A 23,457-nucleotide genomic window follows, 5' to 3' on the forward strand; every position below is an offset into this window, starting at 1 on the left:
ACACGGAATCACCAAAATGAGTATTTTTTCAATCGGCCTCAGCGGCCTTAATGCGGCGCAGAACGCCCTCAATACCACTGGCAACAACATCAGCAACGTGTACACGCCCGGATACAACCGCGAGTTGACCCTGCTGGGTGAACGCGCTGGTGGTGGCGGTGTCACGGTGAACGATATCCAACGCCAGTTCGATTCCTTTGTCGCCAGTCAGTTGAACCGCGCCAACAGTGAGACCAGTGCACTCAGCAGTTATGTCACCCAGGTTTCCCAGATCGATGATCTGCTGGCGGACCAGCAGGCGGGACTTGCACCGCTGATGCAGGATATGTTCTCCGCGTTTGAGGATCTCGTCAGTGCGCCTTCCGATCCCGCTGCGCGTCAGGGGGTAATCGGTACTGCCGATACCCTGAGTGCCCAGTTCCGCGCCTTCGATGAATACCTCAACGATATGCAGTCCGGGGTGAACCAGCAGGTCCGGGAAGAAATCAGCCTGATCAACAATACCGCGGAGCAGATCGCCAACCTCAACCGCGAAATTTCCCTGGCCAAAGCAAAACACGGCGAGGCGCCGAACACCCTGCTGAACCAGCGCGATCAACTGGTAGCGGATTTGAATGAGCGCATCGATGTGGAACTGTCGGTACAGCAGAGCGGCACCTACAACCTCTCTATTGGCAACGGCCAGCCGATCGTCGCCGGCAGTCGCAGCTTCGGGCTGGAAGCCATCAGCTCCGCCAGCGACCCGGCGCGCACCGTAGTCGGCTATCGCGACTCCGCCAACAACCTGGTCGAACTCGATCAGGACAAAATCACCGGCGGTACCCTGGGTGGCCTGATCAGTTTTCGCAGTGAGGCATTGGATAAAACCCAGAATCAACTGGGACAGCTGGCGGTTTCCCTATCGAGCGCCATCAACGAGCAGCACCGCGCGGGTATCGACCTGAATGGCGAGACCGGTGGTGACATGTTTGCGGTGGCTGAGCCACGCCTGGTAAGTAACGCCAACAATAGCGGCAGTGCAGTACTTGACGCCGCCTTCGGCGATCCCAGCGCATTGGCGGCCACCGACTACACACTGAAAGTGACCGATGCCGCCAATGGGGAATTCGAGATCACCCGTCTGGATAACGGCGAGCGTTTTACTGCCACCCTCGATGCCAATGGCGAGCTGTCATTTGGCGGCGTGGTGGTTTCTGTAGACGATACAGCGGCGCTTGCCGATGGCGACAGTTTCGAGCTGCAGCCGGTGCGCGGGGCCGCGGGATCCATGGAAAACCTTATCAGTGATACTGCCGCCATTGCCGCCAGTGCGAGTGGCAGCAGCGGCGACAACGAGAATGCCCTGGCACTGCAACAACTGCAGGAGAAGGTACTGGTTGGCGGCAGCGCTACCTTCAGCGGTGCCTACGCGATCATGGTCAGTGATGTAGGCAGTTACACCAGTATTGCCCAGGTCAACCTGGAAGCCCGCGAAGGACTGAGTGAGCAGCTGACCGCGCTGCAGCAGTCGGAATCCGGAGTCAATCTGGACGAAGAGGCGGCCAACCTGATCCGCTTCCAGCAGTACTACCAGGCCAATGCCAAAGTGATCCAGACCGCGTCCACGGTGCTGGATGAAATTCTCAGTCTGCGTTGATTTGTCACGCGTGAGTTAAAGAACCAAAACAGATACCTGAAAGAGATTCCTGTCATGCGAATCAGCACGCTCACCATCTTCGATCAGAGCATGAGTTCCCTCAACCGGCAGCAGAGCAGCCTGATGCAGGTGAGCCAGCAGATTGCCTCCGGGCGCCGGGTGGTGAACCCGTCGGACGATCCCCAGGCCGCCTCCCAGGCGGTGCAGGTTTCCCAATCGCTGGCGATCAATGAACAGTACGCGGATGCCCGCATCAGCGCCCGCAACGCACTGGCACAGGAAGAAAGCGTACTAGACAGCGTCAATGATGCCATCGCCAGTGCGCGCACCCTGATTGTGCAGGCCTCCAGCGATACCCTGAGTGACGCCAACCGCGCGTCGGTGGCCAGTGAATTGCGCGGTATTTATGAAACCGTCATCGGCCAGGCAAACGCCACCGACGGCAATGGACGCTATCTGTTCGGCGGCTACCAGGATGGCAGCGAACCTTTTGTACGGGATACCGATGGCAGCGTCAGCTACGTTGGTGACAGCAACAGCCGCGCGGTGCGCGTAGACGCCTCCCGCCTGATGCCCGTGGCCGACAATGGCGAAGTCATTTTCCAGAGCGTGAGTGCGGGGGCCGGCTATATGGCGGTCGCCGCGGATAGTAATCAGGGCAGCATTACGTTCAATGGTCCGCAGGTAGTGAACGCAAATGACCCCGATTACGGCAATGCGTTTGATATTACCTTTTCGGTATCTGGAGACGACGTGAGTTACTCCATCAATGGCGGCGCCGCCGAGGTATACGAAGCCGGACAACCGATCCGCATCGGCGGGCTCTCCGTCACTCTCGAGGGTACTCCGGCGGACGGCGACAGCATCCGCATGGATAAAGCGGAAAACCTCAACACCGACCTGTTCGCCACCTTTGAGAAAGCCCTGGCGGTTCTCGAGCAGCCCGCCAGTACCGACGCAGAAACCGCCGCGCGCAAAAATACCCTCAGTAACGTACTGCGGGAATTCGACAACAGCCTGGACAATGTCCTCACCAACCGCGCGTCCGTGGGGGCGCGGATGAACGAGCTGGACGTGGTGGACTCTGTAGCCGGCAACCGCAACCTGAATTACGAGCAAACGCTCTCGGGACTGGTGGACCTGGACTACGTCTCCGCGATTTCCGAATACAGTCTGCGCCAGATCGGACTGCAGGCAGCACAGCAGGCGTTTATCGATATCAAGGGCATGACACTGTTTGACCGGATGTAACCACCGCGACAAAAAGCGGATGGTGTTTTCAACCGTAGGGCGGATAAGCGTCTAGCGGGTCAGGGTTGTGCGAGGGTTGTCAGCAGCTGCTGAATCATCAACAGTCCCTGCTCGAACAGCATCTGCAGAAAGCGGCCGAGATCGGTCATCAGCACCACCAGCAGGATCAGACCCAGGGTCAGGGAAACCGGAAAGCCGATGGAGAATACCGTCAGCTGTGGTGCCGAGCGGTTGAGGATACCGAGAGAGACATTCACGATCAGCAGCGCCGCTACTACCGGCAGTGCGAGCAACAGTCCCGATGAAAATACCGTGCTGCCGAAGCGAGCCAGCATTTCAAAACCTGCGGGGTTAAGACCGGTGTATCCAACGGGCAGCGTCTGAAAACTGCCCGCCAGGGTTTCAATCACGATCAGGTGCCCGTCTACGGCGAGAAATACCATAATCGTTACCAGGTGCAGAAACCGCGACAGCACCATGGTGTTGACCCCGTCCGGGGTCACAAACGTCGCGAACGCCAGCCCCATCTGTAGGCCGATAAAATCCCCCGCCGCCTGTACTACGGCAAAGATCACCCGCAAGGTCAGCCCGATGGCGGCGCCGATCAGTGTCTGTTCTACCAAGATCCCGAGCCCGGCCCAGGACCACACCGGTACGGTGGGCAGTGGCGGCAGCCCCGGTGCAATGACAATCGTCAGCACCGCGGCAAGGCCGATTTTTACCCGTGTTGGTGCCGCACGGTGGCCGAGTACGGGTGACGCCATCAGGAATCCGCTGAGACGCACAAACGGCCACAGAAAGGCAATCAGCCAGGCGTGCAGTTGCGCGTAGGTTATATCAATCACGGGGTTGGCTTTTCCGGTTCAGGAAACCAGTAACGGAATATTCTGGAACAGGGTACGGGTGTAATCGGTGATGAGCGCCAGCAGCCAGGGCCCGGCAATCACCAGTACCGCAAACACGGCCAGAATCTTGGGAATAAACGACAGGGTCATTTCGTTGATCTGGGTCGCCGCCTGAAACAGACTCACCAGCAACCCCACCAACAGTGCGGTCAGCAACATCGGCGCACCCAGGGAAAGTGCGATCAGCATGGCCTGATAAGCCAGGTTCATTACGGTTTCTGCGGTCATGGGGTTGTACCGGTCTGTTTATTTTCGTGGTTCTTCGTAAATCAGTGTGAAGGCTCCGCGAAGGTACTGATACCGGGTGCAGCTTTGTGAGACCGTCTGCGGCCAGGACGGCCGCAGCCGAGCCCCCAGGGATGGGTTTACGGCGTGTCTCACAAAGCTGCACCCGGTAGCAGTACCGCCACTAAACTTGTTCAAGGCAAAAGCTCAGGGATAAAAACTCTGCGCCAAAGATCCAATCAACAACTGCCAGCCATCCACCAATACAAACAACATCAGTTTGAACGGCAGTGAAATAGTCGCGGGGGGGACCATCATCATCCCCAAAGCCATCAATACACTGGCCACCACCAGATCAATGATCAGGAAAGGAATAAAAATGGTGAATCCGATCTGGAACGCCGTTTTCAATTCACTGGTGACGAAAGCCGGCAACAATACCCGCAAAGGCACCGCCTCCGGCCCCTGTAGTGGCCCGGTATTGGCGAGGCGCGCAAACAGGGCAATATCCGGTTCACGGGTCTGGGAGAGCATGAAACTTTTCAGCGGTTCGCTGCCGCGCGCGAGAAATTCATCAAACGAAATTTCATCCTGAGTCAGCGGTTCCCAGGCCTCGTCGTGAATTTTTTCCAGCACCGGGGACATCACAAAGAAAGTAAGGAACAGAGTCAGCCCCAGCAGCACCTGGTTTGGCGGTGCGGCCTGGGTACCCATGGCAGTGCGCAGCAGGCTGAGGACGATGATGATGCGGGTGAAGCAGGTCATCATCAACAAAACGGCCGGCAGGAACGCGAGGCTGGTGAGTAACAGCAGCGTCTGTAGTTTAATCGACCACTGCTGGCCGCCGTCGGCTGTGGGCTGGCTGACGAGGCCGTTAATGGTAGCCTGGGCCCAACCGTCCGCTGGCAATATCAGTAACAGCAGGGCGGGTACTATTGCGGCGGTAGCACGGGCAGGGTTCACGAGCGGTCTCCGCGTCGGCCCATATTGTGGCGCAGCGCCTGCGTCAGTCGGTTGGCGAAACTTCCAGTGAGCGGAGCCGATGTATTTCTGTCAGCGCTATCTCCGCTATCGGGCTCCGCCGGCAAAGTGTGTAGGTGGTTGACCTGGCCGCCGCCCACGCCGAGCACCAGCCACTGGTCCTGGACTTCCAGCACCACGACTTTTTCCCGTGTACCAACCGCCTTGCTGGCGACGACTCTCATCGGTGGGCCGCTGGCATTTGCGCCCAGTCCCGGTGCCAGGCGGCGGGTCAGCCAGGCGCACAGAAGAATCAGTGCGATCAGCGCGATCAGTACACCGGCAACCTTGCCCAGCATTGCCAGGCCGACGACAGATTCGCCGCTTGCAGCGCTCGTGTTGTTCATCGGTTGAGTTTGTGAATCCGTTCCTGGGGCGTCACGATTTCGGTGATGCGGATGCCATACTTGTCTTCGATCACTACCACTTCGCCCTGGGCCACCAGGTAGCCGTTGATCAGGATATCCATCGGCTCGCCGGCGAGACCATCGAGTTCAATCACCGAGCCCTGTGCAAGTTCCAGCAACTGTTTGATGGTGATGCGGGTACGCCCAAGCTCTACGCTCAGTTTCACCGGTATATCCATCACCATTTCCAGATCGCGCATGGCGCCGCTGGTGTTGTTGTTTTCCAACGGTTTGAAAACCTGGTCTGTGGCTTTGCGGGGGTCGCCGCCAGGCTGACTGTCTGCCGCGTCCTGTTCGGCGAGCGCTTCTGACCAGTCGGTGCCAGTTGATTCGGTCAGTTGTTCGGTCATGGCTGCCGCCCAGCTGTCGCCTTCGGCGGTGTCCATCGGGTTCTGCTTGCTGTCGCTATCGCTCATGCTTCGGATTCCTCGGGTTGCGGGGCGAGCCCGGCGTTGAAACTGCTGGCCATCGGGGCGGGTTTGGGGGCGCTGCGTTCAATGACTTTGGCCACGCGCAGTGCACTCTGGCCGTTGCGGCTGCCGTATTCGCATTCCAGCACCGGCACACCGTCCACACTGGCGACCACAGCCGAGGGCAGGTCGATGGGCAGGATGTCGCCGAGCTTCAGTGACAGCACCCGGCCGATGTGGCTCGGTACACTGGCAAATTCCGCGACCAGTTCAATTTCGGACTGGCGGATTTCCCCGGCCATGCGCCGGTTCCAGGTCTGGTCGTTGGGGTCGCGGCCGTCCACTACTGGGTTGGCGAGGCGGTCGCGCAGCGGTTCGATCATCGAATAGGGCATACATACCTGGAAATGTTCCGACAGGTTGCCCACTTCCAGGTGGAAGGTGGTATTGACGATGATCTCGTTGGGCGAATTGGTGATGTTGGCAAAACGCGCCTGCAGCTCAGAGCGCAGATAGCGGATTTCCAGTGGATAAACGGAATGCCAGGACTCCTGGTAGGCATTGATCGCCAGTTCCAGAATGCGGCGGATAACACGCTGTTCGGTATTGGTAAATTCGCGACCCTCCGAGCGGGTGACAAAACGTCCATCACCGCCGAACAGACTGTCCACCACCATAAACACCATGCTCGGTGGAAACACCATCAGCCCGGTGCCGCGCAGCGGTTTCATGCCGATCAGGTTGAGATTGGTGGGGACCGGCAGGTTGCGCGCGAAATCCTTGAAACTCTGGTAGCGCACCGAATCCACCGTAATATCGGCGGAGCGACGGATCAGGTTGAACAGGTTTACGCGAAAATGCCGCGCAAAGCGTTCATTGATAATGTCGATACTGTGCAGGCGTTCGCGGATTACTCGTTGTTGCGACGCGGGATCATAGGGGCGCATCTTAGGCGTATCGCTAGCGCCTTCACTGCCGCTGTCGGCGCTATCGCCATCGCCGTGCAGCAACGCATCGATCTCTTCCTGGGAAAGCTGGTCATCCTGGGACATGTGGGATTCCCCTATTGCACGATGAACTCGGTAAACAGAACGTCGTCGATCAGCAGCTCCGGTTGTTGATTGGCCATCGGTTCGGCCAGTGCGGCGAGAATGCCGCGCACCAGTGACTGTTTGCCCTCGAGAGTGGCCAGGGATTCCGGCGTCTGCGAGGAATGCAGGATCAACAGCCGGCTGCGCACTTGCGGCATGTGCTCGCGCAGAAAATCCTGTGTCTCGCGATTTCCTACCTGCAGGGAAAGGCCCACATATAACAGGCGGTTGGCAAAGCGGTCGCCCTGCAGGTTCACTGTGAAGGGGTCAACTCGCACGAAGATCGGGTCCTTGGCGCGTTCGGGGTTTTTTGCCTGTTCTGCGTTTTCTGTCGCAGCACTGCGATCTTCCCGCAGTAACAGATACAGGTTTGTTGCCACCAGCGCGGCGACCAACAGCACTGCAACAACGGCGAGTGCAAAGAGACCGCGGGATTTTCCTGAAGCGTCATCAGCCATAGAGTTGTGCCTGAGAGTGTTGTGTCTGTGAGTGTTGTGGCCTATTGCTTTACGGAACTCCACTGTCGCAATACGACACGGGAACTGGAGTTGCCATTGCTTGCGGGGAGTATGCCGCTACAACACGAGGATGAAGGCGAGAAAAGGGCGAGGATTTGTGTCTATCTCGGTGTTTAGCAGACTGTTGAAAAAAAACTTCACCAGTCTGCTGTGCGTGAGGTTGTCTGTCTGACACAAGTTACCGAGTGGTTTGGATTACGCGTAAAGATCGACTCCGCGCGGGCGCAGTAGACGGTCCGTTCCATCGGCCGCGGTGGGCTCTGCTGCGGTCTCGACAGTATCGGTATCACTGGTGCGGCCCGCGATACCGGCGCCGGGTGCGTGCCTGGAGTGTTGATCGGACGACGGCTGGTGCTGGTCACCCACGGACGTTTCGCCCAGCGTGAGGCCCTGTTGCGCCAGTGCTTCCCGCAATTGTGGCAGCGCCTGTTCGACGGCACTGCGTACTGTGGCATTGGCAGAGATAAACTGCGCGCGCGCACCCTGATCGTCCAGGCTCAGGCTCACCGAAAGAGAGCCGAGTTCGCGCGGATGCAGGTGCAGGTCCACCTGCTTGTCTCCGCGGTGCGCCATGCCAATCAGGTGCTGGCTGAACTCTTCACCCCAGGCGGCACTGCCGGTGACTGATGCCAGTGATGCAGTGGCCGGGGACTGGGTAGCGGCGGGGGTTACCGGCGCCGTCGTCGATGATATGGGATTACTGGCGCTGGCGGTTGCTGCGGCTGCACTGTCCAGTGTATTGACGGCTGCGGTGGCGGTGCTAGTGGACACCGCTGTTTCCACCGACACTGTGCCGGTCATCGCCGTGGCCTGCGTGGCTGCATTTTTGCGCTGCGCATTGGTGTCAGTTATCAGTGCGCTGATTTCTGTGGATAGCTTATCGCTGGCAACGAGCTCGCTACCGGCTGTCTGGCGGTTGCCCTGAGTATGGCTTTGCGTCAGTGGCACGGCGGCTGCGGCCGGTGTGCCGGATATGAGCGCGGCCTCAGAGGCTGTGGTATTTGTTACTGAGGTTGCCGCGGTCGTCATATCTGTGCGCTGCGGCAGTACCGGCGTCAGGTCTGCCTGTTCCCCTGGCGTTGCTTCCAGCTCGGTGTTAGCCAGCCCATCGGCCAGTGTACCGGTGCTGTCAGGAGCGGCGGATACCCCGCCCGGAATATGGAGGCCCGCCAGCATCGCCAGCGGCGGCAGTGCAGATTGGGAAGCGGCTGCTGTACCCTGGCTGGCATCTGTGGCGGCCGTCAGTTTTGCGCGCAGGGCGTCGTCGAATCGCTGCGCGGATTCGCTGCTACCCTCGGCCGATGGGGTCTTGCCAGTTCCAGACTGTACCGGGGTCATTTTGAGCAGGGTGGATATGTCCATTCACCGGATTCCTGAAATACTTAACTTGGGTTGTACTCGTCCGCGGCCGGGCGGCGGGCGAGCAGATTCTGGGTCATCTCATCGGCGAGCAGGCGTTCACGGCGTTGCTCGCGCTGCTGTTCCTGTTGTGTGCGCCGGCTTTCCAGCGCGCTGAAAGAGGAAAGTTCGCGCTGCCGCTGCCGCCAGTGGGCACTACTGCTTTCCACCCGTTCCTGCTGTTGTGAGAGCACATCGCGGGCGCGCTGGATGGCGGTTTCCAATGAGCGGATAAAACGGTTGTAATCGTCCAGGGTGGCCGCATCAATGCCCTGGCGCATTGCCTGCTGCAGGCGCTCGCAATACTCGCTGCGGTAGCGCTGCAGGGTTTCCAGTTGTCCCGCGGTCTGTTCGCGGGACTGGCGCTCGCTGGCGAGCGCGCGCCCGGCGTTGTCACGCGCTTTGCGGCTTTGTTCGATCAGCGTATCCAGCGGGTTAGTGTGGTTCATCAGCCGCCTCCCGCAATCAGGTGATCCGGCATCAGCGCATGCAGCTGTGCCGCGGTGGCGGCGATGTCGGCGCGCTCTTCGATGCCCTGCTGTAGAAAACGCTCGATCATCGGGTACTGCTGTACCGCCAGGTCCAGCTGCGGATCGTGCCCGGGGCTGTAGGCGCCGACACTGATCAGGTCGCGGTTGCGCTGGTAACGTGAGAACAGTTGTTTGAGGCGGCGCGCACGCTGCTGCTGCGGGTTATCCACAATGGCATTCATCGCCCGGCTGATAGACGCTTCGATATCAATGGCCGGGTAGTGACCGGATTCCGCCAGTGAGCGCGACAGCACAATGTGTCCATCGAGAATTGCCCGCGCTGCGTCAGCGATGGGGTCCTGCTGGTCGTCGCCTTCGGTGAGCACGGTATAAAACGCGGTAATCGAACCGCCGTTCTCACCGTTACCGGCGCGTTCTACCAGCACCGGCAATCGGGCAAATACCGAGGGTGGGTAGCCCTTGGTAGCGGGCGGCTCGCCAATTGCCAGGGCAATTTCCCGCTGCGCCATGGCGTAGCGGGTGAGTGAGTCCATAATCAACAGCACGCTTTTTCCCGCATCGCGAAAATTCTCCGCAATACGGGTTGCATAAGCGGCGCCCTGCAATCGCTGCAGTGCGGAAGTATCTGCTGGCGCGGCAACTACGGCGGCGCGGCGTCGCCCCTCTTCGCCGAGAATATTGTCGATAAAATCTTTTACCTCGCGGCCGCGTTCGCCAATCAGCCCCACTACGATCACATCGGCGCTGGTGTAGCGCGCCATCATGCCCAGCAACACGGATTTACCCACGCCGGAGCCGGCAAACAGCCCCAGGCGCTGGCCGCGGCCGACGCTCAGCAGACTGTTGATCGCGCGGATACCCACGTCGATCTGTTCGCGGATCGGGGTGCGGTTGAGCGGGTTGAATGGGGTGGCGGAGAGACTGCCGCTATCTACCGGGTCGAGTGCCGGCCCGTCATCAAGCGGTCGGCCACTGCCGTCTACCACGCGTCCGAGCAATTGTTCTCCGAGGGGAAAGCGGCGTGCGCCGCTGCCGCCAAGTGGGAATACCCGGGCACCGGGAGTCAGTCCGCTGAGTTCCTCCAACGGCATCAGGTACAGACGCTCACCGGTAAATCCCACCACTTCGGCTTCGGCAAATACCGGGGCATCCGCCCCCGGCGGGGAGAGTTCAATGCGGCAACCACTGCCAAGGGGGATTTTCAGTCCGACCGCTTCCAGTACTAGGCCGGTTGCGCGCACGATCTTGCCACTGGTGCGGAAATGCGGGGTTTCCAGAATACGTGCGCCGGCGTCACCGAGCGCCGCGCGCCAGTGCTTTGTATGGTGATCTTTTTGCTGTTGCGCAAGCGCGTCAGTCACCGGCATTTTCTCCTGCCAGCACACGCCCGCAGGTCGGGTGTATGCGGGCCATCAACGCTTGCCAACGGGTATCGCGACTCGCATCGATTTCACCAGTGGCGGTGGTAATACGGCAGCCGCCGCGGGCGAGCTGCGGGTCCTGGTCCAGGTCCCAGCCGGCGCTTGCCAGTTCGGTCTCCAGTTCCTGTTTTACCAGCGGCAGGTCCTCGGGATTCAGCCACAGGCGGGCGCGCTCGCTGCCGTTGAAGGTGGGCGCCTCGCGCAGCAGGCGGCGCACCAGGGTGGCCACTTGTTGCGGTTGTGCCTGCAGTGCTTCGTCGGCCAGTCGGCGGCCGACGGCGAGGGCCAGTGCGGTAACTTCTTCAGCAATGCTGTCGTCCACGGTGTTCAGTGCGTGGCTGAAATCCTTCGCCAGGGTTGCCAGGGGGGACAGCAGTTCGTGCCGCTGGCGATCGGTTTCCGCGGTGCCGGCTGCACGCCCTTCGGCCAGGCCGCGCTCGTAACCCTCTGCAAAACCCGCATCGTAGCCTTGTTGTAAACCTTCGCTGCGGGCCTGGTCGCGCAGTTTCTCGAACTTGCTGGCGCACTCGCTGGCTGCGCGCCGCTGGCGCTCTCCGCTCAGGTCTTCGGGCTGCCAGCGACGCCAGGAAACGGCTTCAGACATACACTTCATCTCCGCCACTCAGCACGATTTCCCCGCTGTCCGCCAGGCGGCGCACCACCTGCAGGATGGCCTTGCGTTCGCGCTCCACCTGCGACATCCGCAGTGGTCCGCTGGCTTCCAGTTCTTCCTGCAGCAGAGTGCCGGCGCGGCTGGACATGTTGTGCAGGAATTTATCCAGCAGAGCGGGATCACAGCCCTTGAGCGCAGTGACCAGCTGTTTGTTTTCCACTTCTTTCAGCAACAATTGAATGGCGCGATTGTCGAGATCGAGAAGGTTTTCGAACAGGAACATTTCATCAATGATCTTCTGCGCCAGGTCTTCGTTGTGCTCTCGCACGCGGTCGATCACTGTTTCCTCGGCAGAAGAGTTCATCAGGTTGAGAATTTCTGCTGCGGTGCGCGCGCCGCCCATTTTTGCGCGCTTGAGGTTCTGGCCGTCGAGCATACTGGTCAACACTTCAGTGAGTTCCTGCAGCGCTGCCGGCTGAACGCCACTGAAAGTAGCGATACGCAACACCACATCTTCGCGCAGCTTGTCATCGAAATATTCCAGCACTGCGGCGGCCTGGCGACGCTCCAGATGTACAAGAATGGTGGCGATAATCTGTGGGTGTTCGTCGCGGATCATTTCCGCCACGGTATTGGCATCCATGATATTGAGGGCATCGATACCCGAGTCGGTATTGGAGATTTCAAAAATATCTTCCAGCAGACTGGATGCACGTTCATTACCGAGGGCTTTGGTCAGCACCGCACGAATACGATCACTGGAATACAGGTTGAGTGCACCATACTCCTCGGACTCTTCGTGGAAATCGTGCAGTACCTGGCGCATTTCCTCGTGGGAAACGCTGCGCAGGGACGCCATTTCCTGGCTGATATCCTGCACTTCCCGCGCACTCAGGTGCTTGAATACTTCCGCCGCACTGTCTTCATCCAGAGCCAGTAGCAAAATGGCACTGCGGCGCATACTGGAAAGGGCTTTCTGTTTCTGCGTGGCATTCTGTAAATGGTTGGGTTTAGTCATCGCGGGATATCCAGCTGCGTACGATCATCGCCACCATGGCAGGGTCTTCTTTTGCCATTTCCTGCAGGTCCAGCAGGTTCTGTTCGTAAACCGAGGCGCGCCGGCGGCGACGTCTTGGTGGCTCTTCCACTTCTTCTGCGTATTCTTCTTCCTGCGGTTCCCCGACGGGTACCTGTCCCTGTGCGGGTACTGTCGCCGGAACGGCCGGCTGTGTTGACGGTGTCGCGGCTGCCGGCGTCGGCGCCGGAAGTTGCGCGCGCACTTCGGTAAAGCGATTCAGCAGCGGGCGCACCAGCCAGCGGAAGATCAGTAACAGCACGATTCCCGCGGCGAGATAGCGCAGCGCGGCCATCATCAACTGGCGCCAGAATGGATCCTGGTGCCACTGAACTTCTTCTACCGGTGGCTCCATTTCCGGCGTAAATCGGCTGTTGACCACTTCCAGGCCATCGCCACGCGCTTCCGTGTATCCCATCGTCTGGCGAACCAGCTGTTCGATATATTGCAGCTCCTCGTCACCCAGGGGTTGGTAACTGAGGTTGCCCTCTTCATCCGCCACTTCGCGGTGGTTCACCACGACCGCGGCAAACAAGCGCTGAACGCGTCCGCGCTGGCGTTGGATATGGGTGATTTCGCGATCCACTTCGTAGTTGACCAGTTGCTCCTGGCGCACGCGGCCGGTGGAGTCTTCCCCGTCTTCTTCTTCGCCAGCTGTGGCTTCGGTGATTTCGATGGGAGAGGGCGCGCTGCCCGGCGGTGTATTGGTCAGGGCGCCGGGAATGCCGCCCATCTCCGCGACATTGCCGTTGTAGTCGGTATTGTGCTGCTGGCTACGGATGGCAGCGGGTTGTCCGTTCTGATTGGGGGCGTAGCGCTCGCTGGTTTCTTCGCGGCGGTCGAAGTCCACCTGTGCGGTCACCTGGACTCTTACATTGTCGCGGCCCACCAGCGGTTCCAGAATGCGTTCGATCCGCTCGCGGTAACTGTTTTCCAGCGTTTGTACATACTCGAGCTGGGTGCCATCGAGCCGATCCTCCGCAGTGCCCGGTTGCGATAGCAGGCGCCCGTTCTGGTCCACCAGGGTGACATTCTCCGCGCTCAAATCCGGCACGCTGCTCGACACCAGGTGCACGATGGCGTTCGCCTGCCCCTCACCGAGCACGCGACCCGCCGCCAGGGTGAGGATGACCGATGCCTTGGCCGGTTCGCGTTCGCGGATAAATACCGAAGGCTTGGCCATGGAGAGATGCACCCGCGCGCGAGTCACGGGGCCCAGCGCTTCGATTGAGCTGGCGAGTTCGCCCTGCAGGCTGCGCTGGAAGTTGACCCGCTCGGCAAACTGACTGACGCCAAAGGCCTGGCGGTCCATGATTTCGAAGCCGGTGTTGCCGCCACTGGGCAGCCCCTGCTCCGCAAGTTGCAGGCGCAGGCGGTATACCTGGTCCTGGGGAACCAGCAGGGTGCGTCCGCCCTGGCTGAATTCATAGGGCACCGCGCGGCTTTCCAGCTCGCTGATGATACGCCCCCCATCTGCCTCGCTGAGATTGCTGAAGAGTACCCGGTACTGCGGAGCCTGCGACCACAGCAGTACTGCCGCGATCAACGCGATCGCGGCAGCGCCGCCGATAAGCAGTGGCACCATCGGATTGGACAGCAGGCGTGCCGGCAGTTGGTTGCGCGACTGCGAGGTGGTTGTCGTGCTCTGTCTATTGCCGCTCATTGTGGGGTGACCCCGCGGGTGGCGAGCGGCTTCGGGTGCGTACTGAATAGCATTACTGCGCGTTCATCCTGCATTGATGGCGGTCGTAAGTTTGAGCTGATTATCGACAGTCGGCGCGATAACAAAGGAAAGAAAAGCCCATTTTTTTCCCGCTAATTGCCCGCTTGGTTGCGGAGTCGGCGCTGTTACCTTTGCGTTGCGGAATAACATGACGCGAAAACCAGATAAAACGAGAGACCAAAGCATGAGCACTCCGACCACCGCGCTACCGATGCAGAATCTGTTGAACAGCATGCAGGGCATGGCCAGTGAGGCATCGGGAAAACCGGCCATTGCCGACCTGTCCGTAGGCGTGAGCTTCGGCGGGGCGCTGCGTGAAAGCCTGGAGCGGATCAATGCCCTGCAGGGGGAGAGCGCAGCAAAGGCGCGTGCCTTCCAGTCCGGTGATCCGGACGTGGCGCTGCACGAGGTAATGATTGCGGGGCAGAAAGCGAGTGTCGCGTTTGAGATGGGTGTGCAGGTGCGCAACCGTTTACTCAATGCGTATAAAGATGTGATGAATATGCAGGTTTGATATCGCGCTGTTCCGGGCGTTTGCGAACGCCCGGGAATGACAATGAATCTCTGTAGCAGAGCCAGGGCAACGCCCTACAGATAGCGACGCTCAGGGAGTTTGTCCATCTATAGTTTTCACGACTGCCGCCGGGTTTCCGGCTACAATGGTGTTGGCTGCTACGTCACCACGTACCACACTTCCCGCCGCGATCACTGCATTTTCCCCGATGACTGCTGGGCCCAGTACGGTAACCCCAGAGCCCATCCAAACACCGCGTTTGACTACAATATCCCGTCCGGCGTCCGGTACAGCTTTGAGTCTCTTCGCGCCCGTTTCGCGGTAGTCATGGGTTCCTGTCAGCAACATGCAGCGATGTCCGAAAAAGCAGTCTCTCTCTATGGTGACATGACCGGAACGGGTGTTGACCAGGAGGTCGTTGATGGCGAAATTTGCCTGATTCAGATGTAGTCGGCTCTTGTCCCCCCATACGCGGGGTTGCCTCAGATCGTGCTGCGCAATATGTGGCATCAGTAACTTGGTCAGCAATGCCAGGTCCTCGCGCGAAGCGGTGCGCAGAATCTGCAGAAAGGTACTTTCTTTATTGGGTGAAGTGGAGGTGGTTGGGTTCATCGCGTTTCCATCGTCAAAAGTTTGCCATGTTATTTATCTGTCAATGTAAGGTATTGGCTGGTGCGGAGTTTCCGAGTAGGCGATCGATATCGTCGCTGATGGAATGTTGTCGATCCATGGGTGATATTTCGGTGTGGAGCGCTTGGCTGTTGGTCGGCCAAAGTCCGCCGTCATGTTGTGTTTCCTGTAGGTACAGTTCTGCACGTTCACTATTGTCGTGGTGCAGTATTTCGTGCACCAGATCCCGGTAGCCAAAAATTGTGTGCAAGATAAATGCAAGTTTTTCTCGCTGATTGGGGGTAAGGGTCACTAGGCGTTCTGCAGTGGGAATAAATAATAGGTCTATAGCATGCAGCTGGGTTGCAGGGTGTTGCGCAGCGAGAGGTGCGGGCAAACGGCTCACGTGCTCGGGGTGATCCATGCGGTAGAGCTGGAAACCCTGCTGTTGCACCTTGGCGATGATATCGCTGAACTCTGGTTGCCCTTCATAAACCGGCGCAATGAGTACACGTATCTGCAGTAACAGGGTGGACGCCAGGGCTTTATTGCCCGCCATAAGAATGGCTGTAGTGTCGCTGCGATGGTCCAGGGTTAACCAGTCGAGACTGGGAAGGCCTTCTATTTTATCCAGGGCAACAGTGGGCAAGGGCAGTTTGGTGAGGACTCGGCCGGGGCCTCGGGTATCCTGCCGAGGGCGCAGGGGGGCGCTGATTGCTGGATCCAGGCAGGCGTGTAGAGTGGTCGGGTTCCCGTTACCCAGACTGGTGTTCGGAAAAACCTGCAGGCCATCCGTCTGCACGAGTTCGCGATGCCGGCTGGCCGGATCGAATACCAGTAACTCAAATGCACTCAGCTGTGCCAGGCGTTCACCCATGTGTTCATCGAGTAGTCGCCCGCCGTTATCCAGAATCACAACTTTTCCGTTGAAATCAAATGTAAAGCCGCTGCGTGCTTCTTGCTGGGCGACAGACAGCAAGGTTGGGCCGGTAGATTCAAGAGCCGGAATCGGTGTTGTCTGTCCGTCAAATACTGCGCGGCCATCTTCTTCAAAAGCAAGTGCTGCGGGTGCTTCGTTGGTGCAGTGGCGCTGCCAGATGGCGCGCAGTGCGGTAGCCAGATGGCCGGCGAAACGGGGCGCGTCACAGACTGGAGAGATTGTGAGGATTTCCCGCAGGTGTTGGCGGATGGTGGCGAGACTGTTGAGGTCCGATACCAGTTCGCGCGCGCGCGCCCGGTACGCGTCCCAGCTGTCCACTACCAGTTCCGGAAGCCCCGCATTTACCAAGTGGGTGGCGGCGTGGCGCCCGGCGAAGGTGGGGCCGGGCAGAGTGATGACCGGTACACCCATCAACAGTGCTTCACAGGTAGTGAGGCCACCGGAATAGGGCCAGGGATCCAGGGCGATATCGATACGATTGTAGGTATCGAGGAACTCGTCGTGTTTTGCCGGGCCTTCGATCAATATCCGTGTACGTTCGACACCGGCTCCCTCAAAGTGCTGCCAGATGCGTTCACAGAACGCCGGGTCACTGTATTGGCCACTGCGCAGCAACAGCTGGCTGCCGGTTGTTTCCTGGAGGAGCCTGGCCCACTCTTCAATCAGAGGTGCATTGATTTTGGCCGGGTTGTTCAGGCAGCCAAAAGTGATGTTGCCCTCGCGCAATGCCGGCAGGTCCCCCACCTCGGGGGCGTAGTCCGGTGGCAGATAGCAAATATAGTCGTCCGGCAGGCGGATCAGTTTTTCATAGTACTGGTCATCGCAGCCTGGCGGTGTTTCCACCGAGTCGCTGATCAGGTAATCGATAGCGTCCAGGCCCGTAGTGTTCACCAGTCCACCCACCCACTTGACAATCAGTGGTGCCGGCTCGCGCGCGACCAGACGCAGGCGGTTGCCATCGGTGTGGCCGCTGAGGTCGATCAGGATATCAATGCTGTCTTCGCGCAGGCGCGCGTTCAGAGCGTCGTCCGTGCACCCGTACATCCGGTGCCAGTCGGCACACAGGCGCTGCAGACGGCGGGTAATGTGATCTTCGGTATCGCTGGTGCTGTAGGCAATTAGGCGAAACTGCTCCGCGGGCAATTGCTCCAATGCGGAGGTGATCATCTGGCCCACGGGATGGTTGCGCAGGCCCGCAGATAACAGGCCCAGGTTCAGGGGACGCTGTGGATCGCGGCCGGTATCCGGGCGCTGTGGTCGCGCCTTCGGGGAAAACGTTTTGTGCCAGCGTGCGATCAGTGCGGCAATGTCTTCGCCGCTCAGGTTGGGATCGTAATGTGCGTTAAAAATGTGATTGGAAAACGCCTCCAGGTAATCCGGCCGCAAAGCCAGCGCCCGTTGATAGTATTCGGCGGCCTTGTCGAGCATCCCCATTTCGCAGTGTTTTACTGCGGCAAGGTTGTAAAGCTCCGGGCTCCGTTTTTCCACACTCAGCAGGCGTTCACAGTCATCGATCACATCCGCCATCTTGCGCATCGAGGAGTGAATATGTATTGACTGGGTGAGAACAGCAACGTGATCCGGTTGCAGATTGCGCGCGGCGACAATACTGTCCAGAGCGCTGTCGAGATTGCCTTGGGCCTGTTGAATACGGGCGCACTCAACATAGGCCATAGTGTGTTTCGGATCCAGCTGCAGGGCGGTTGTCGCTGCCTCTGCTGCGGCATCCCACTGTTTCAGCGCTCGGTAGGCGGTCGCACGCAGGTAAGCGATGTGGGCGTCTTCTGGGGCTATGCGAACAGCCTCTGCCAGTGTTTCCAGCGCATTTTCCGGCTGCTTCAGCTCAATCAAACTGGCGCCCAAAGCGCGCCAGGAAAATACCTGTTCCGGAAATCCTTTCACCAGTTTGCGGGCGTGCTTCTCTGCGCTGTAGAAATCCCGGTTATCCCAGGCGCGCTGATACGCCTGCCTGGTGCGGGCAAATTGTGTGTTGCTGCGAGCTTTGACAGACATGCTGGCCTCGTGCGTTCTGCTGGCAAGATATCGTGAGGCTAACAGTGGACGTCTGAGGTAAAGGGAAGAGTAGGCGGGGTATTTGCGGGCTTTTCGCGGGAAGAGAAAAAAGTAAAAGCGATAAAAAAGGGCCTCTAAAAGAGGCCCAAACGTCGGGCATGGTGCCCGGGGGTAAAATCGGTAGGGATTAACCCAGCAGTGACAGTACGTTCTGCGGCAGCTGGTTGGCCTGGGCCAGTACGGAAGTGCCGGCCTGCTGCAGGATCTGTGCGCGGGTCATGTTGGAGACTTCGTCGGCGTAGTCCGCGTCCTCGATACGGGAGCGCGCCGCGGACAGGTTGGTCTCGGTGGTGCTCAGGTTGTTGATCGCAGATTCGAATCGGTTCTGGATTGCACCGAGGTCGGAGCGCAGGGAATCCACGTCGCCGAGTGCGGAGTCGAGTGCGGCCAGCGGGCTGTCGGTGGCGACTTGGGTAGCGTCTTCGGTGATGTGGCTGACAGCTTCAGCGTCTGCGGCAACAGTGAATTCGATGGTGGGGGCAGTACCAGCGGTACCGGCAGTTGCGCTCAGCTCTGCTTCAAAGTAGCTCACAACACCGGCGTTTTCGTTTTTCACGTAGGCGGAGCCATCTTCACCCATTACCAGGCTGTTGGTGCCGGCGGCAATCGGAGTACCGCTGACATCAGATGCTTCGGAAATGTCGGCAGTATCCAGAGTGGTGGAGTCGGCACCGGTAACACCAGCTGCGGCGATGGTGTAAGTGGTGTCACCGACAGTGAGGCTGTCGCCAGTGGTAGCGGCGGCGGCCAGGGACTTGTTCACGTTAAAGGTGTCCAGACCCAGGGTTTCAGAGGTGATCTCTTTCAGGTCCATGGTGATTTGCTCACCATCGTTGGCGCCGACCTGGATGGTGAAAGGCTGATCTTCTGCCAGCACTTTAACGCCGTTGAAGTTGGTTTCGCCGGAGATGCGGTCAATCTCGCCCAGACGTTGGTTGATTTCGTCCTGGATGGAGTTCAGGTCGCTCTGGGAGTTGGTGTCGTTCTGGGCCTGAACGGTCAGCTCACGGATGCGCTGCAGGTTGTCGTTCACCTGGTTCAGGGCGCCTTCCGCGGTCTGGGCTACAGAGATGCCATCGTTGGCATTGCGCTGCGCCTGGGAAAGGCCGGTGATCTGGCTGCTCATGCGGTTGGCGATAGCCTGGCCGGCGGCGTCGTCGGCGGCGCTGTTGATGCGCAGGCCGGAAGACAGGCGCTCCATGGAGGTCTGCAGTGCGCTCTGGGATTTGCTCAGGTTGTGCTGGCCGATCATGGCCGTAATGTTGGTGTTGATTACTGACATGAAGTTGTCCTTTGGTGTCTCACCGTTTGGTTGAAGATAACAACGGCGCTGGCCGTTACCCCATTTTTCGGCGGTGTGGCCCGGCACTTTAGGTATCCAGCAAAAAAAACTTGGGAAAGTTTGTCTATGGAACCCCTAAAGTCGCGGCCGTGATGGCCGATCTTGGGGGTATTCCTGGTAATTTGTTCGCCCAGGGGCAGAACAAAACTTTGTATCTAATTAAAGGGGGCACGATGGCCACCATTTCATCTCTTGGCATAGGATCCGGCCTGGATCTCACCGGTCTACTGGATCAGTTGGAGTCGGCGGAAAATGCGAAGCTGACACCAATATCGCAGCAGCGGAAAAGTTACGAGACCAAGATCTCGGCATTCGGGTTGCTGGAGAATGCGCTGGACAAGGTGCGCGATGCTGCGGCGGCCCTCAGTGATGCAGGCGCATTCGCTGGTGTAAAAACCAGCCTGAGCGGCGACGCCGTGAGTCTCACCGCCAGTGAGGAAACCCCTGTCGGTAACTACGACATCGCAGTCACGCAGCGGGCGAAAAGCTCCAGTATAGCGACCTTAGGTGTTCCCGACAGAGAAGCATCGCTGGGCGCCGGAAGCGTGGACATCACACTGGGCAACGGTGATTCGATCAGCGTCTCTGTGGACGAAGCGGACAGTTCCCTGGAAGATATTCGCGATGCGATCAACGATGCAGATGGCGGGGTTGTTGCCTCGATTGTGAATGACGGCAGCGGTACACCCCATCGCCTGGTACTCTCCTCGACCCAGACCGGCACCGATGCCGAAATTGACTCCGTGACCTTTGGTGCCGGCAGTTTTGGCGATGCACTGGTACTGGATGGAGACACGGCCGTCTCAGCGGAGAATGCGAAGCTGACTGTGAACGGCATTACTATCGAATCCCAGAGCAACCGGGTGGAAGGTGCCATTCAGGGGGTCACCCTTGACCTGGACGAGACCGGCGAAACGACCCTGGAAGTCACGCGGGATACTGCCGGGATCGAGAAAAAAATCGAGGCATTTGTCGACGCCTATAACGATTTCCAGGGATCGCTTTCCGACCTGACGGCATTTAACAGCGATTCCGGTGTCGGCGGCGTCTTGCAGGGGAACTCGACGGTACGCGGTATTGAGTCAAGTCTGCGCAACCTGGTCGGAGGTTCCCTGGAAAGCGAGGCATTCTCTTCTCTGGATGATCTCGGGTTCAAGCTGGAAATTGATGGCACCCTGACACTGGATGAAGAAAAAGTCGAAGACCTGGTAGCCAATCGCCTCGGGGAGCTCACCGATTTCTTTGCCGGTGTCGACGAGTCCGATGGATTTGCCGACCGCTTTGAAAGTGCGATCGGGCAGATGACCGAGGAGGGGGGGCTACTGGAGAATGCCACCAGCGGCCTGGAGACCAGCATCGAGTCCACGGAGCAGCGGTACGAGCGGGTAGAGGCCCAGATCGCCAGTACCATCGAGCGCTACCGTACCCAGTTCAGTCAGCTGGACAGCCTGATTGCACAGATGAATTCCACCAGCACTTATCTCACGCAACAATTTGATGCTCTGTCTGCGCAGCTTGAGCAATAACAACAATGAGGTCTGTTTTGTACTCAAAAGGAGTCGCCGGTCGCCCGCGGGGCGCCGCCAGCTATGCTCGCGTTGGCTTGGAGAGCGACGTACTCTCCGCCAGCCCCCACCGCTTGATCGTGCTGTTGTTTCAGGGCGCGGACACGGCCATTGGTACCGCGCTGGTTCACCTGCGCGACGGTAATGTCACTGAGAAAGGCCGCGCGATTTCCAAGGCGCTGGACATCGTCAACAATGGTTTGCTGGCGGCACTCGACAGAGAGCGTGGAGGTGACCTGGCGGAGCGGATGGGGTCCCTTTACGACTACATCGCGCGGCTGCTGCTGAAGGCCAATCTTCGCAACGACGAGGACGCGCTGGAGGAGGCGCGCAGGCTGCTGGGGGACCTGGCTTCCGCGTGGCGGGAAGTGGACCCGGGGCAGTCGCAAGTATGAAGAAGTTTCACATCGTCGATGACAGTCCACTGAATACACCGGAACGGCTGCTGGCGGCTTATGCCAACCTGCTGGCGCGCTCCACGCGCATGCAAGCCTGGGTGCGTGAACACGACTGGTTCAACCTGGTGGAGGAACAGACCTGTTACGCCATTGAAGTGGACGCCATCGCGCGGGCCGAGGCGCAGTTGGACCTGAATGAGAACGAGATACGCCGCAAAGCGGATTTGCTTGAACAGATCCTGGAGTTAGACCTGGATATCCGCCAGCGCCTGCGTGAGCGCCAGGGAGAGTTGCAGGAGTTGATCGGAACCAGCCAGCGCAAGCGTGACCTGTCGCGCGCATACGGCACGCTGGTCTCGTTGGATCCGGGCAACCGGTGAGTGGAATTACTCCGCTTCTGGATACGCTCCTGCACCAAGTGTTGGGTAAGCGTGTGGATACTGCCACACCAGAGCGGCAACCCGCGGCAGTCAAACCGCTGGTCCCCGCGCAGGCGATATCGCGTGTCCGTAGCGACTCGCGGCTGAACGCCCAGGCCACAGTGCCTGGTGGGGGGCATGAAAAACCGTTTCTGGAAGGGAAGGCTGGAGTACCACTCTCGTCGAGTACGGCTTCCCAAGTGCGCATCCAGCTCAGTGATGTCGCGCGGCAATTGTCTGACCTGCTTGGGCGGCAGCAGAACAATGCGGAGGCTATCCGCCCCTCTGCGCCGATCCTGCATGCTGGTCCGGCAGATGTGTCGTCTGTTGCTCTCAGCTTGCGTCAAAGTGTTGAGTTCAGCGGATTGTTTTACGAGGCGCATGTTGCGCGCTGGTTTGCAGGTACGCGGGAAAAACAGTTACTGGAAAGGGAGCCCCAGATACGTCTGTGGCCACAAGCGCTCGCGGAGAGTGAAGAGGCCAGAGAGTCTCTGCAGAATATCACTGGTCAGCAGTTGAATATGCTGGCGCACCAGCGAGTGTGTTGGGCTGGGCAGGTGTGGCCTGGTTTCTTCGCGGAATTGTGTATACAGCCAAAGGTCACCGCGCAGGGCGAAGATACGCACCGACAGACGCGGTGGACGGAGGAAGAGGAAGCCGAAAGCTCACAAACAGATATCAGTATACAGCTCGGGCCACAGGGGCGGATTGATGTCACTGTCGAAGTGCTCGGTAACAATCTGCGCGTTCACATGCGTGTTCCGGTCGGGCCTGTTAGTGCGCTGGTATCCAGCGCATCGGCGGATCTCCATCAGAGGCTGGCTACAAAAGTCGATGGAGAAATATTACTGACCATCGAGGAAGTGGAATGACAAAAGACTTCCGTCAGACAGCAGACCTGAGTCATCAAGCTGGGAGCACCTCATCTAGCGTCGCCAGCGGTTACGGAAAGCAGGCCGAGCAGATCATCGCACTGGCGCAGTCAGAGGGGGTGCCGGTTCACGCTGCTCCAGAACTGATGACGTTACTGATGCAGTTGGATTTGGATGAAAGTATTTCCGAAGATTTATATGCAGTAATTGCAGAAATTTTAATATGGGCGCAAGCACTCACTAACCCGATGGGTGAGTAAAAACTGAAAAATGCCCTATTATTTGTGGACGTAATTGGAATGAAAGTCACGTTTTCCTTGTTTTTTCGTATTTACTTAAAAATAAATATACGACAACACACGAATTATGGTAATTTTTACCTTTAGGGTGATCTGAGTCACGCAGTCAGCGTTAACTGCGTCTCACTTTTGTTGGTTTGCTCATTTTTCAGGGCAGTTCTTGAACATCAGAATATATAACTGTTCAAGTAACCAGCAAATGCTCTTGGGGTATTTAGAGCATTTTATCGAGCATCCTGTGA

At 58.8% G+C, this 23,457-nt stretch carries 25 protein-coding genes; 8 read left to right on the top strand and 17 right to left on the bottom strand.

Features of this window, described 5'->3' with window-relative positions; genetic code table 11:
- Positions 1 to 16 precede the first annotated feature (16 nt).
- Both flgK and flgL read left to right on the top strand, forming a co-directional pair.
- Positions 17 to 1,636 carry a flagellar hook-associated protein FlgK gene (gene flgK / locus LPW13_RS01925; protein WP_230437767.1) on the top strand — a complete coding sequence of 540 codons (1,620 nt, stop codon included), beginning with the start codon at positions 17 to 19 and terminating at the stop codon, positions 1,634 to 1,636.
- 54 nt (positions 1,637 to 1,690) lie between these two features.
- Positions 1,691 to 2,887, top strand: a complete 1,197-nt coding sequence (flgL, locus tag LPW13_RS01930) for a flagellar hook-associated protein FlgL (RefSeq protein ID WP_230437768.1) — start codon at positions 1,691 to 1,693, stop codon at positions 2,885 to 2,887.
- 59 nt (positions 2,888 to 2,946) lie between these two features.
- Here the strand turns inward: flgL and fliR are convergent, their stop codons facing one another.
- The 14 genes from fliR to LPW13_RS02000 all read right to left on the bottom strand — a co-directional run bounded on the left by fliR (position 2,947) and on the right by LPW13_RS02000 (position 14,370).
- Positions 2,947 to 3,732: a flagellar biosynthetic protein FliR gene (gene fliR, locus LPW13_RS01935; protein WP_230437769.1), complete on the bottom strand. Its 786-nt coding sequence runs from the start codon at positions 3,730 to 3,732 to the stop codon at positions 2,947 to 2,949.
- A gap of 18 nt (positions 3,733 to 3,750) precedes the next feature.
- Positions 3,751 to 4,020: a flagellar biosynthesis protein FliQ gene (gene fliQ, locus LPW13_RS01940; RefSeq protein WP_230437770.1), complete on the bottom strand. Its 270-nt coding sequence runs from the start codon at positions 4,018 to 4,020 to the stop codon at positions 3,751 to 3,753.
- A gap of 204 nt (positions 4,021 to 4,224) precedes the next feature.
- Positions 4,225 to 4,953: a flagellar type III secretion system pore protein FliP gene (fliP, locus tag LPW13_RS01945; RefSeq protein ID WP_230439133.1), complete on the bottom strand. Its 729-nt coding sequence runs from the start codon at positions 4,951 to 4,953 to the stop codon at positions 4,225 to 4,227.
- 23 nt (positions 4,954 to 4,976) lie between these two features.
- Positions 4,977 to 5,384, bottom strand: a complete 408-nt coding sequence (gene fliO / locus LPW13_RS01950) for a flagellar biosynthetic protein FliO (protein ID WP_230437771.1) — start codon at positions 5,382 to 5,384, stop codon at positions 4,977 to 4,979.
- The gene (gene fliN / locus LPW13_RS18180) at positions 5,381 to 5,860 is read right to left on the bottom strand and encodes a flagellar motor switch protein FliN (protein ID WP_329957920.1); all 480 of its coding nucleotides are present in this window, start codon (positions 5,858 to 5,860) and stop codon (positions 5,381 to 5,383) included. Before fliN ends, fliO begins: the two co-directional genes overlap by 4 nt.
- Positions 5,857 to 6,906: a flagellar motor switch protein FliM gene (gene fliM, locus LPW13_RS01960; protein ID WP_230437772.1), complete on the bottom strand. Its 1,050-nt coding sequence runs from the start codon at positions 6,904 to 6,906 to the stop codon at positions 5,857 to 5,859. Before fliM ends, fliN begins: the two co-directional genes overlap by 4 nt.
- Before the next feature lie 11 nt (positions 6,907 to 6,917).
- The gene (gene fliL, locus LPW13_RS01965; protein WP_230437773.1) at positions 6,918 to 7,403 is read right to left on the bottom strand and encodes a flagellar basal body-associated protein FliL; all 486 of its coding nucleotides are present in this window, start codon (positions 7,401 to 7,403) and stop codon (positions 6,918 to 6,920) included.
- A gap of 255 nt (positions 7,404 to 7,658) precedes the next feature.
- Positions 7,659 to 8,825, bottom strand: coding sequence for a flagellar hook-length control protein FliK (locus LPW13_RS01970; protein WP_230437774.1), 1,167 nt, complete (start codon positions 8,823 to 8,825; stop codon positions 7,659 to 7,661).
- 20 nt (positions 8,826 to 8,845) lie between these two features.
- A complete protein-coding gene (fliJ, locus tag LPW13_RS01975; protein WP_230437775.1) occupies positions 8,846 to 9,310 on the bottom strand; it encodes a flagellar export protein FliJ in 465 nt (154 codons plus the stop codon).
- Positions 9,310 to 10,632, bottom strand: coding sequence for a flagellar protein export ATPase FliI (gene fliI, locus LPW13_RS01980; RefSeq protein WP_230439135.1), 1,323 nt, complete (start codon positions 10,630 to 10,632; stop codon positions 9,310 to 9,312). The genes fliJ and fliI overlap by 1 nt, the downstream gene beginning before the upstream one ends.
- Before the next feature lie 73 nt (positions 10,633 to 10,705).
- Positions 10,706 to 11,377 (bottom strand): flagellar assembly protein FliH, encoded by a 672-nt coding sequence (locus LPW13_RS01985; protein ID WP_230437776.1) that lies wholly within the window; start codon positions 11,375 to 11,377, stop codon positions 10,706 to 10,708.
- A complete protein-coding gene (gene fliG, locus LPW13_RS01990) occupies positions 11,370 to 12,404 on the bottom strand; it encodes a flagellar motor switch protein FliG (RefSeq protein ID WP_230437777.1) in 1,035 nt (344 codons plus the stop codon). Before fliG ends, LPW13_RS01985 begins: the two co-directional genes overlap by 8 nt.
- Positions 12,397 to 14,124: a flagellar basal-body MS-ring/collar protein FliF gene (gene fliF, locus LPW13_RS01995; RefSeq protein WP_230437778.1), complete on the bottom strand. Its 1,728-nt coding sequence runs from the start codon at positions 14,122 to 14,124 to the stop codon at positions 12,397 to 12,399. The genes fliG and fliF overlap by 8 nt, the downstream gene beginning before the upstream one ends.
- 63 nt (positions 14,125 to 14,187) lie before the next feature.
- Positions 14,188 to 14,370, bottom strand: a complete 183-nt coding sequence (locus LPW13_RS02000) for a hypothetical protein (protein WP_230437779.1) — start codon at positions 14,368 to 14,370, stop codon at positions 14,188 to 14,190.
- On the opposite strand from LPW13_RS02000, the gene fliE reads away from it, so the two are divergent.
- On the top strand, positions 14,369 to 14,698 hold the full coding sequence (fliE, locus tag LPW13_RS02005) for a flagellar hook-basal body complex protein FliE (protein WP_230437780.1): 330 nt from the start codon (positions 14,369 to 14,371) through the stop codon (positions 14,696 to 14,698). The genes LPW13_RS02000 and fliE overlap by 2 nt on opposite strands.
- A gap of 90 nt (positions 14,699 to 14,788) precedes the next feature.
- Here fliE and LPW13_RS02010 read toward each other — a convergent pair whose 3' ends face one another.
- The 3 genes from LPW13_RS02010 to LPW13_RS02020 form a co-directional block, all read right to left on the bottom strand.
- On the bottom strand, positions 14,789 to 15,310 hold the full coding sequence (locus LPW13_RS02010) for an acyltransferase (RefSeq protein ID WP_230437781.1): 522 nt from the start codon (positions 15,308 to 15,310) through the stop codon (positions 14,789 to 14,791).
- Between the two features lie 40 nt (positions 15,311 to 15,350).
- The gene (locus LPW13_RS02015) at positions 15,351 to 18,260 is read right to left on the bottom strand and encodes an O-linked N-acetylglucosamine transferase, SPINDLY family protein (protein ID WP_230437782.1); all 2,910 of its coding nucleotides are present in this window, start codon (positions 18,258 to 18,260) and stop codon (positions 15,351 to 15,353) included.
- A gap of 187 nt (positions 18,261 to 18,447) precedes the next feature.
- Positions 18,448 to 19,602 carry a FliC/FljB family flagellin gene (locus LPW13_RS02020; RefSeq protein ID WP_230437783.1) on the bottom strand — a complete coding sequence of 385 codons (1,155 nt, stop codon included), beginning with the start codon at positions 19,600 to 19,602 and terminating at the stop codon, positions 18,448 to 18,450.
- Positions 19,603 to 19,835: 233 nt separating this feature from the next.
- On the opposite strand from LPW13_RS02020, the gene fliD reads away from it, so the two are divergent.
- The 5 genes from fliD to LPW13_RS02045 are packed head-to-tail and all read left to right on the top strand — an operon-like array spanning position 19,836 to position 23,176.
- Entirely contained in the window at positions 19,836 to 21,188 is a 1,353-nt protein-coding gene (gene fliD, locus LPW13_RS02025) for a flagellar filament capping protein FliD (protein WP_230437784.1), read from the top strand.
- Between the two features lie 17 nt (positions 21,189 to 21,205).
- The gene (gene fliS, locus LPW13_RS02030) at positions 21,206 to 21,622 is read left to right on the top strand and encodes a flagellar export chaperone FliS (RefSeq protein WP_230437785.1); all 417 of its coding nucleotides are present in this window, start codon (positions 21,206 to 21,208) and stop codon (positions 21,620 to 21,622) included.
- Entirely contained in the window at positions 21,619 to 22,005 is a 387-nt protein-coding gene (locus LPW13_RS02035) for a flagellar protein FliT (RefSeq protein WP_230437786.1), read from the top strand. Before fliS ends, LPW13_RS02035 begins: the two co-directional genes overlap by 4 nt.
- 53 nt (positions 22,006 to 22,058) lie before the next feature.
- The gene (locus LPW13_RS02040) at positions 22,059 to 22,916 is read left to right on the top strand and encodes a hypothetical protein (protein ID WP_230437787.1); all 858 of its coding nucleotides are present in this window, start codon (positions 22,059 to 22,061) and stop codon (positions 22,914 to 22,916) included.
- Positions 22,913 to 23,176 carry an EscU/YscU/HrcU family type III secretion system export apparatus switch protein gene (locus tag LPW13_RS02045; protein ID WP_230437788.1) on the top strand — a complete coding sequence of 88 codons (264 nt, stop codon included), beginning with the start codon at positions 22,913 to 22,915 and terminating at the stop codon, positions 23,174 to 23,176. The genes LPW13_RS02040 and LPW13_RS02045 overlap by 4 nt, the downstream gene beginning before the upstream one ends.
- Positions 23,177 to 23,457: the final 281 nt, after the last annotated feature.

Source organism: Microbulbifer celer, from assembly GCF_020991125.1.
Taxonomy (GTDB): domain Bacteria; phylum Pseudomonadota; class Gammaproteobacteria; order Pseudomonadales; family Cellvibrionaceae; genus Microbulbifer; species Microbulbifer celer.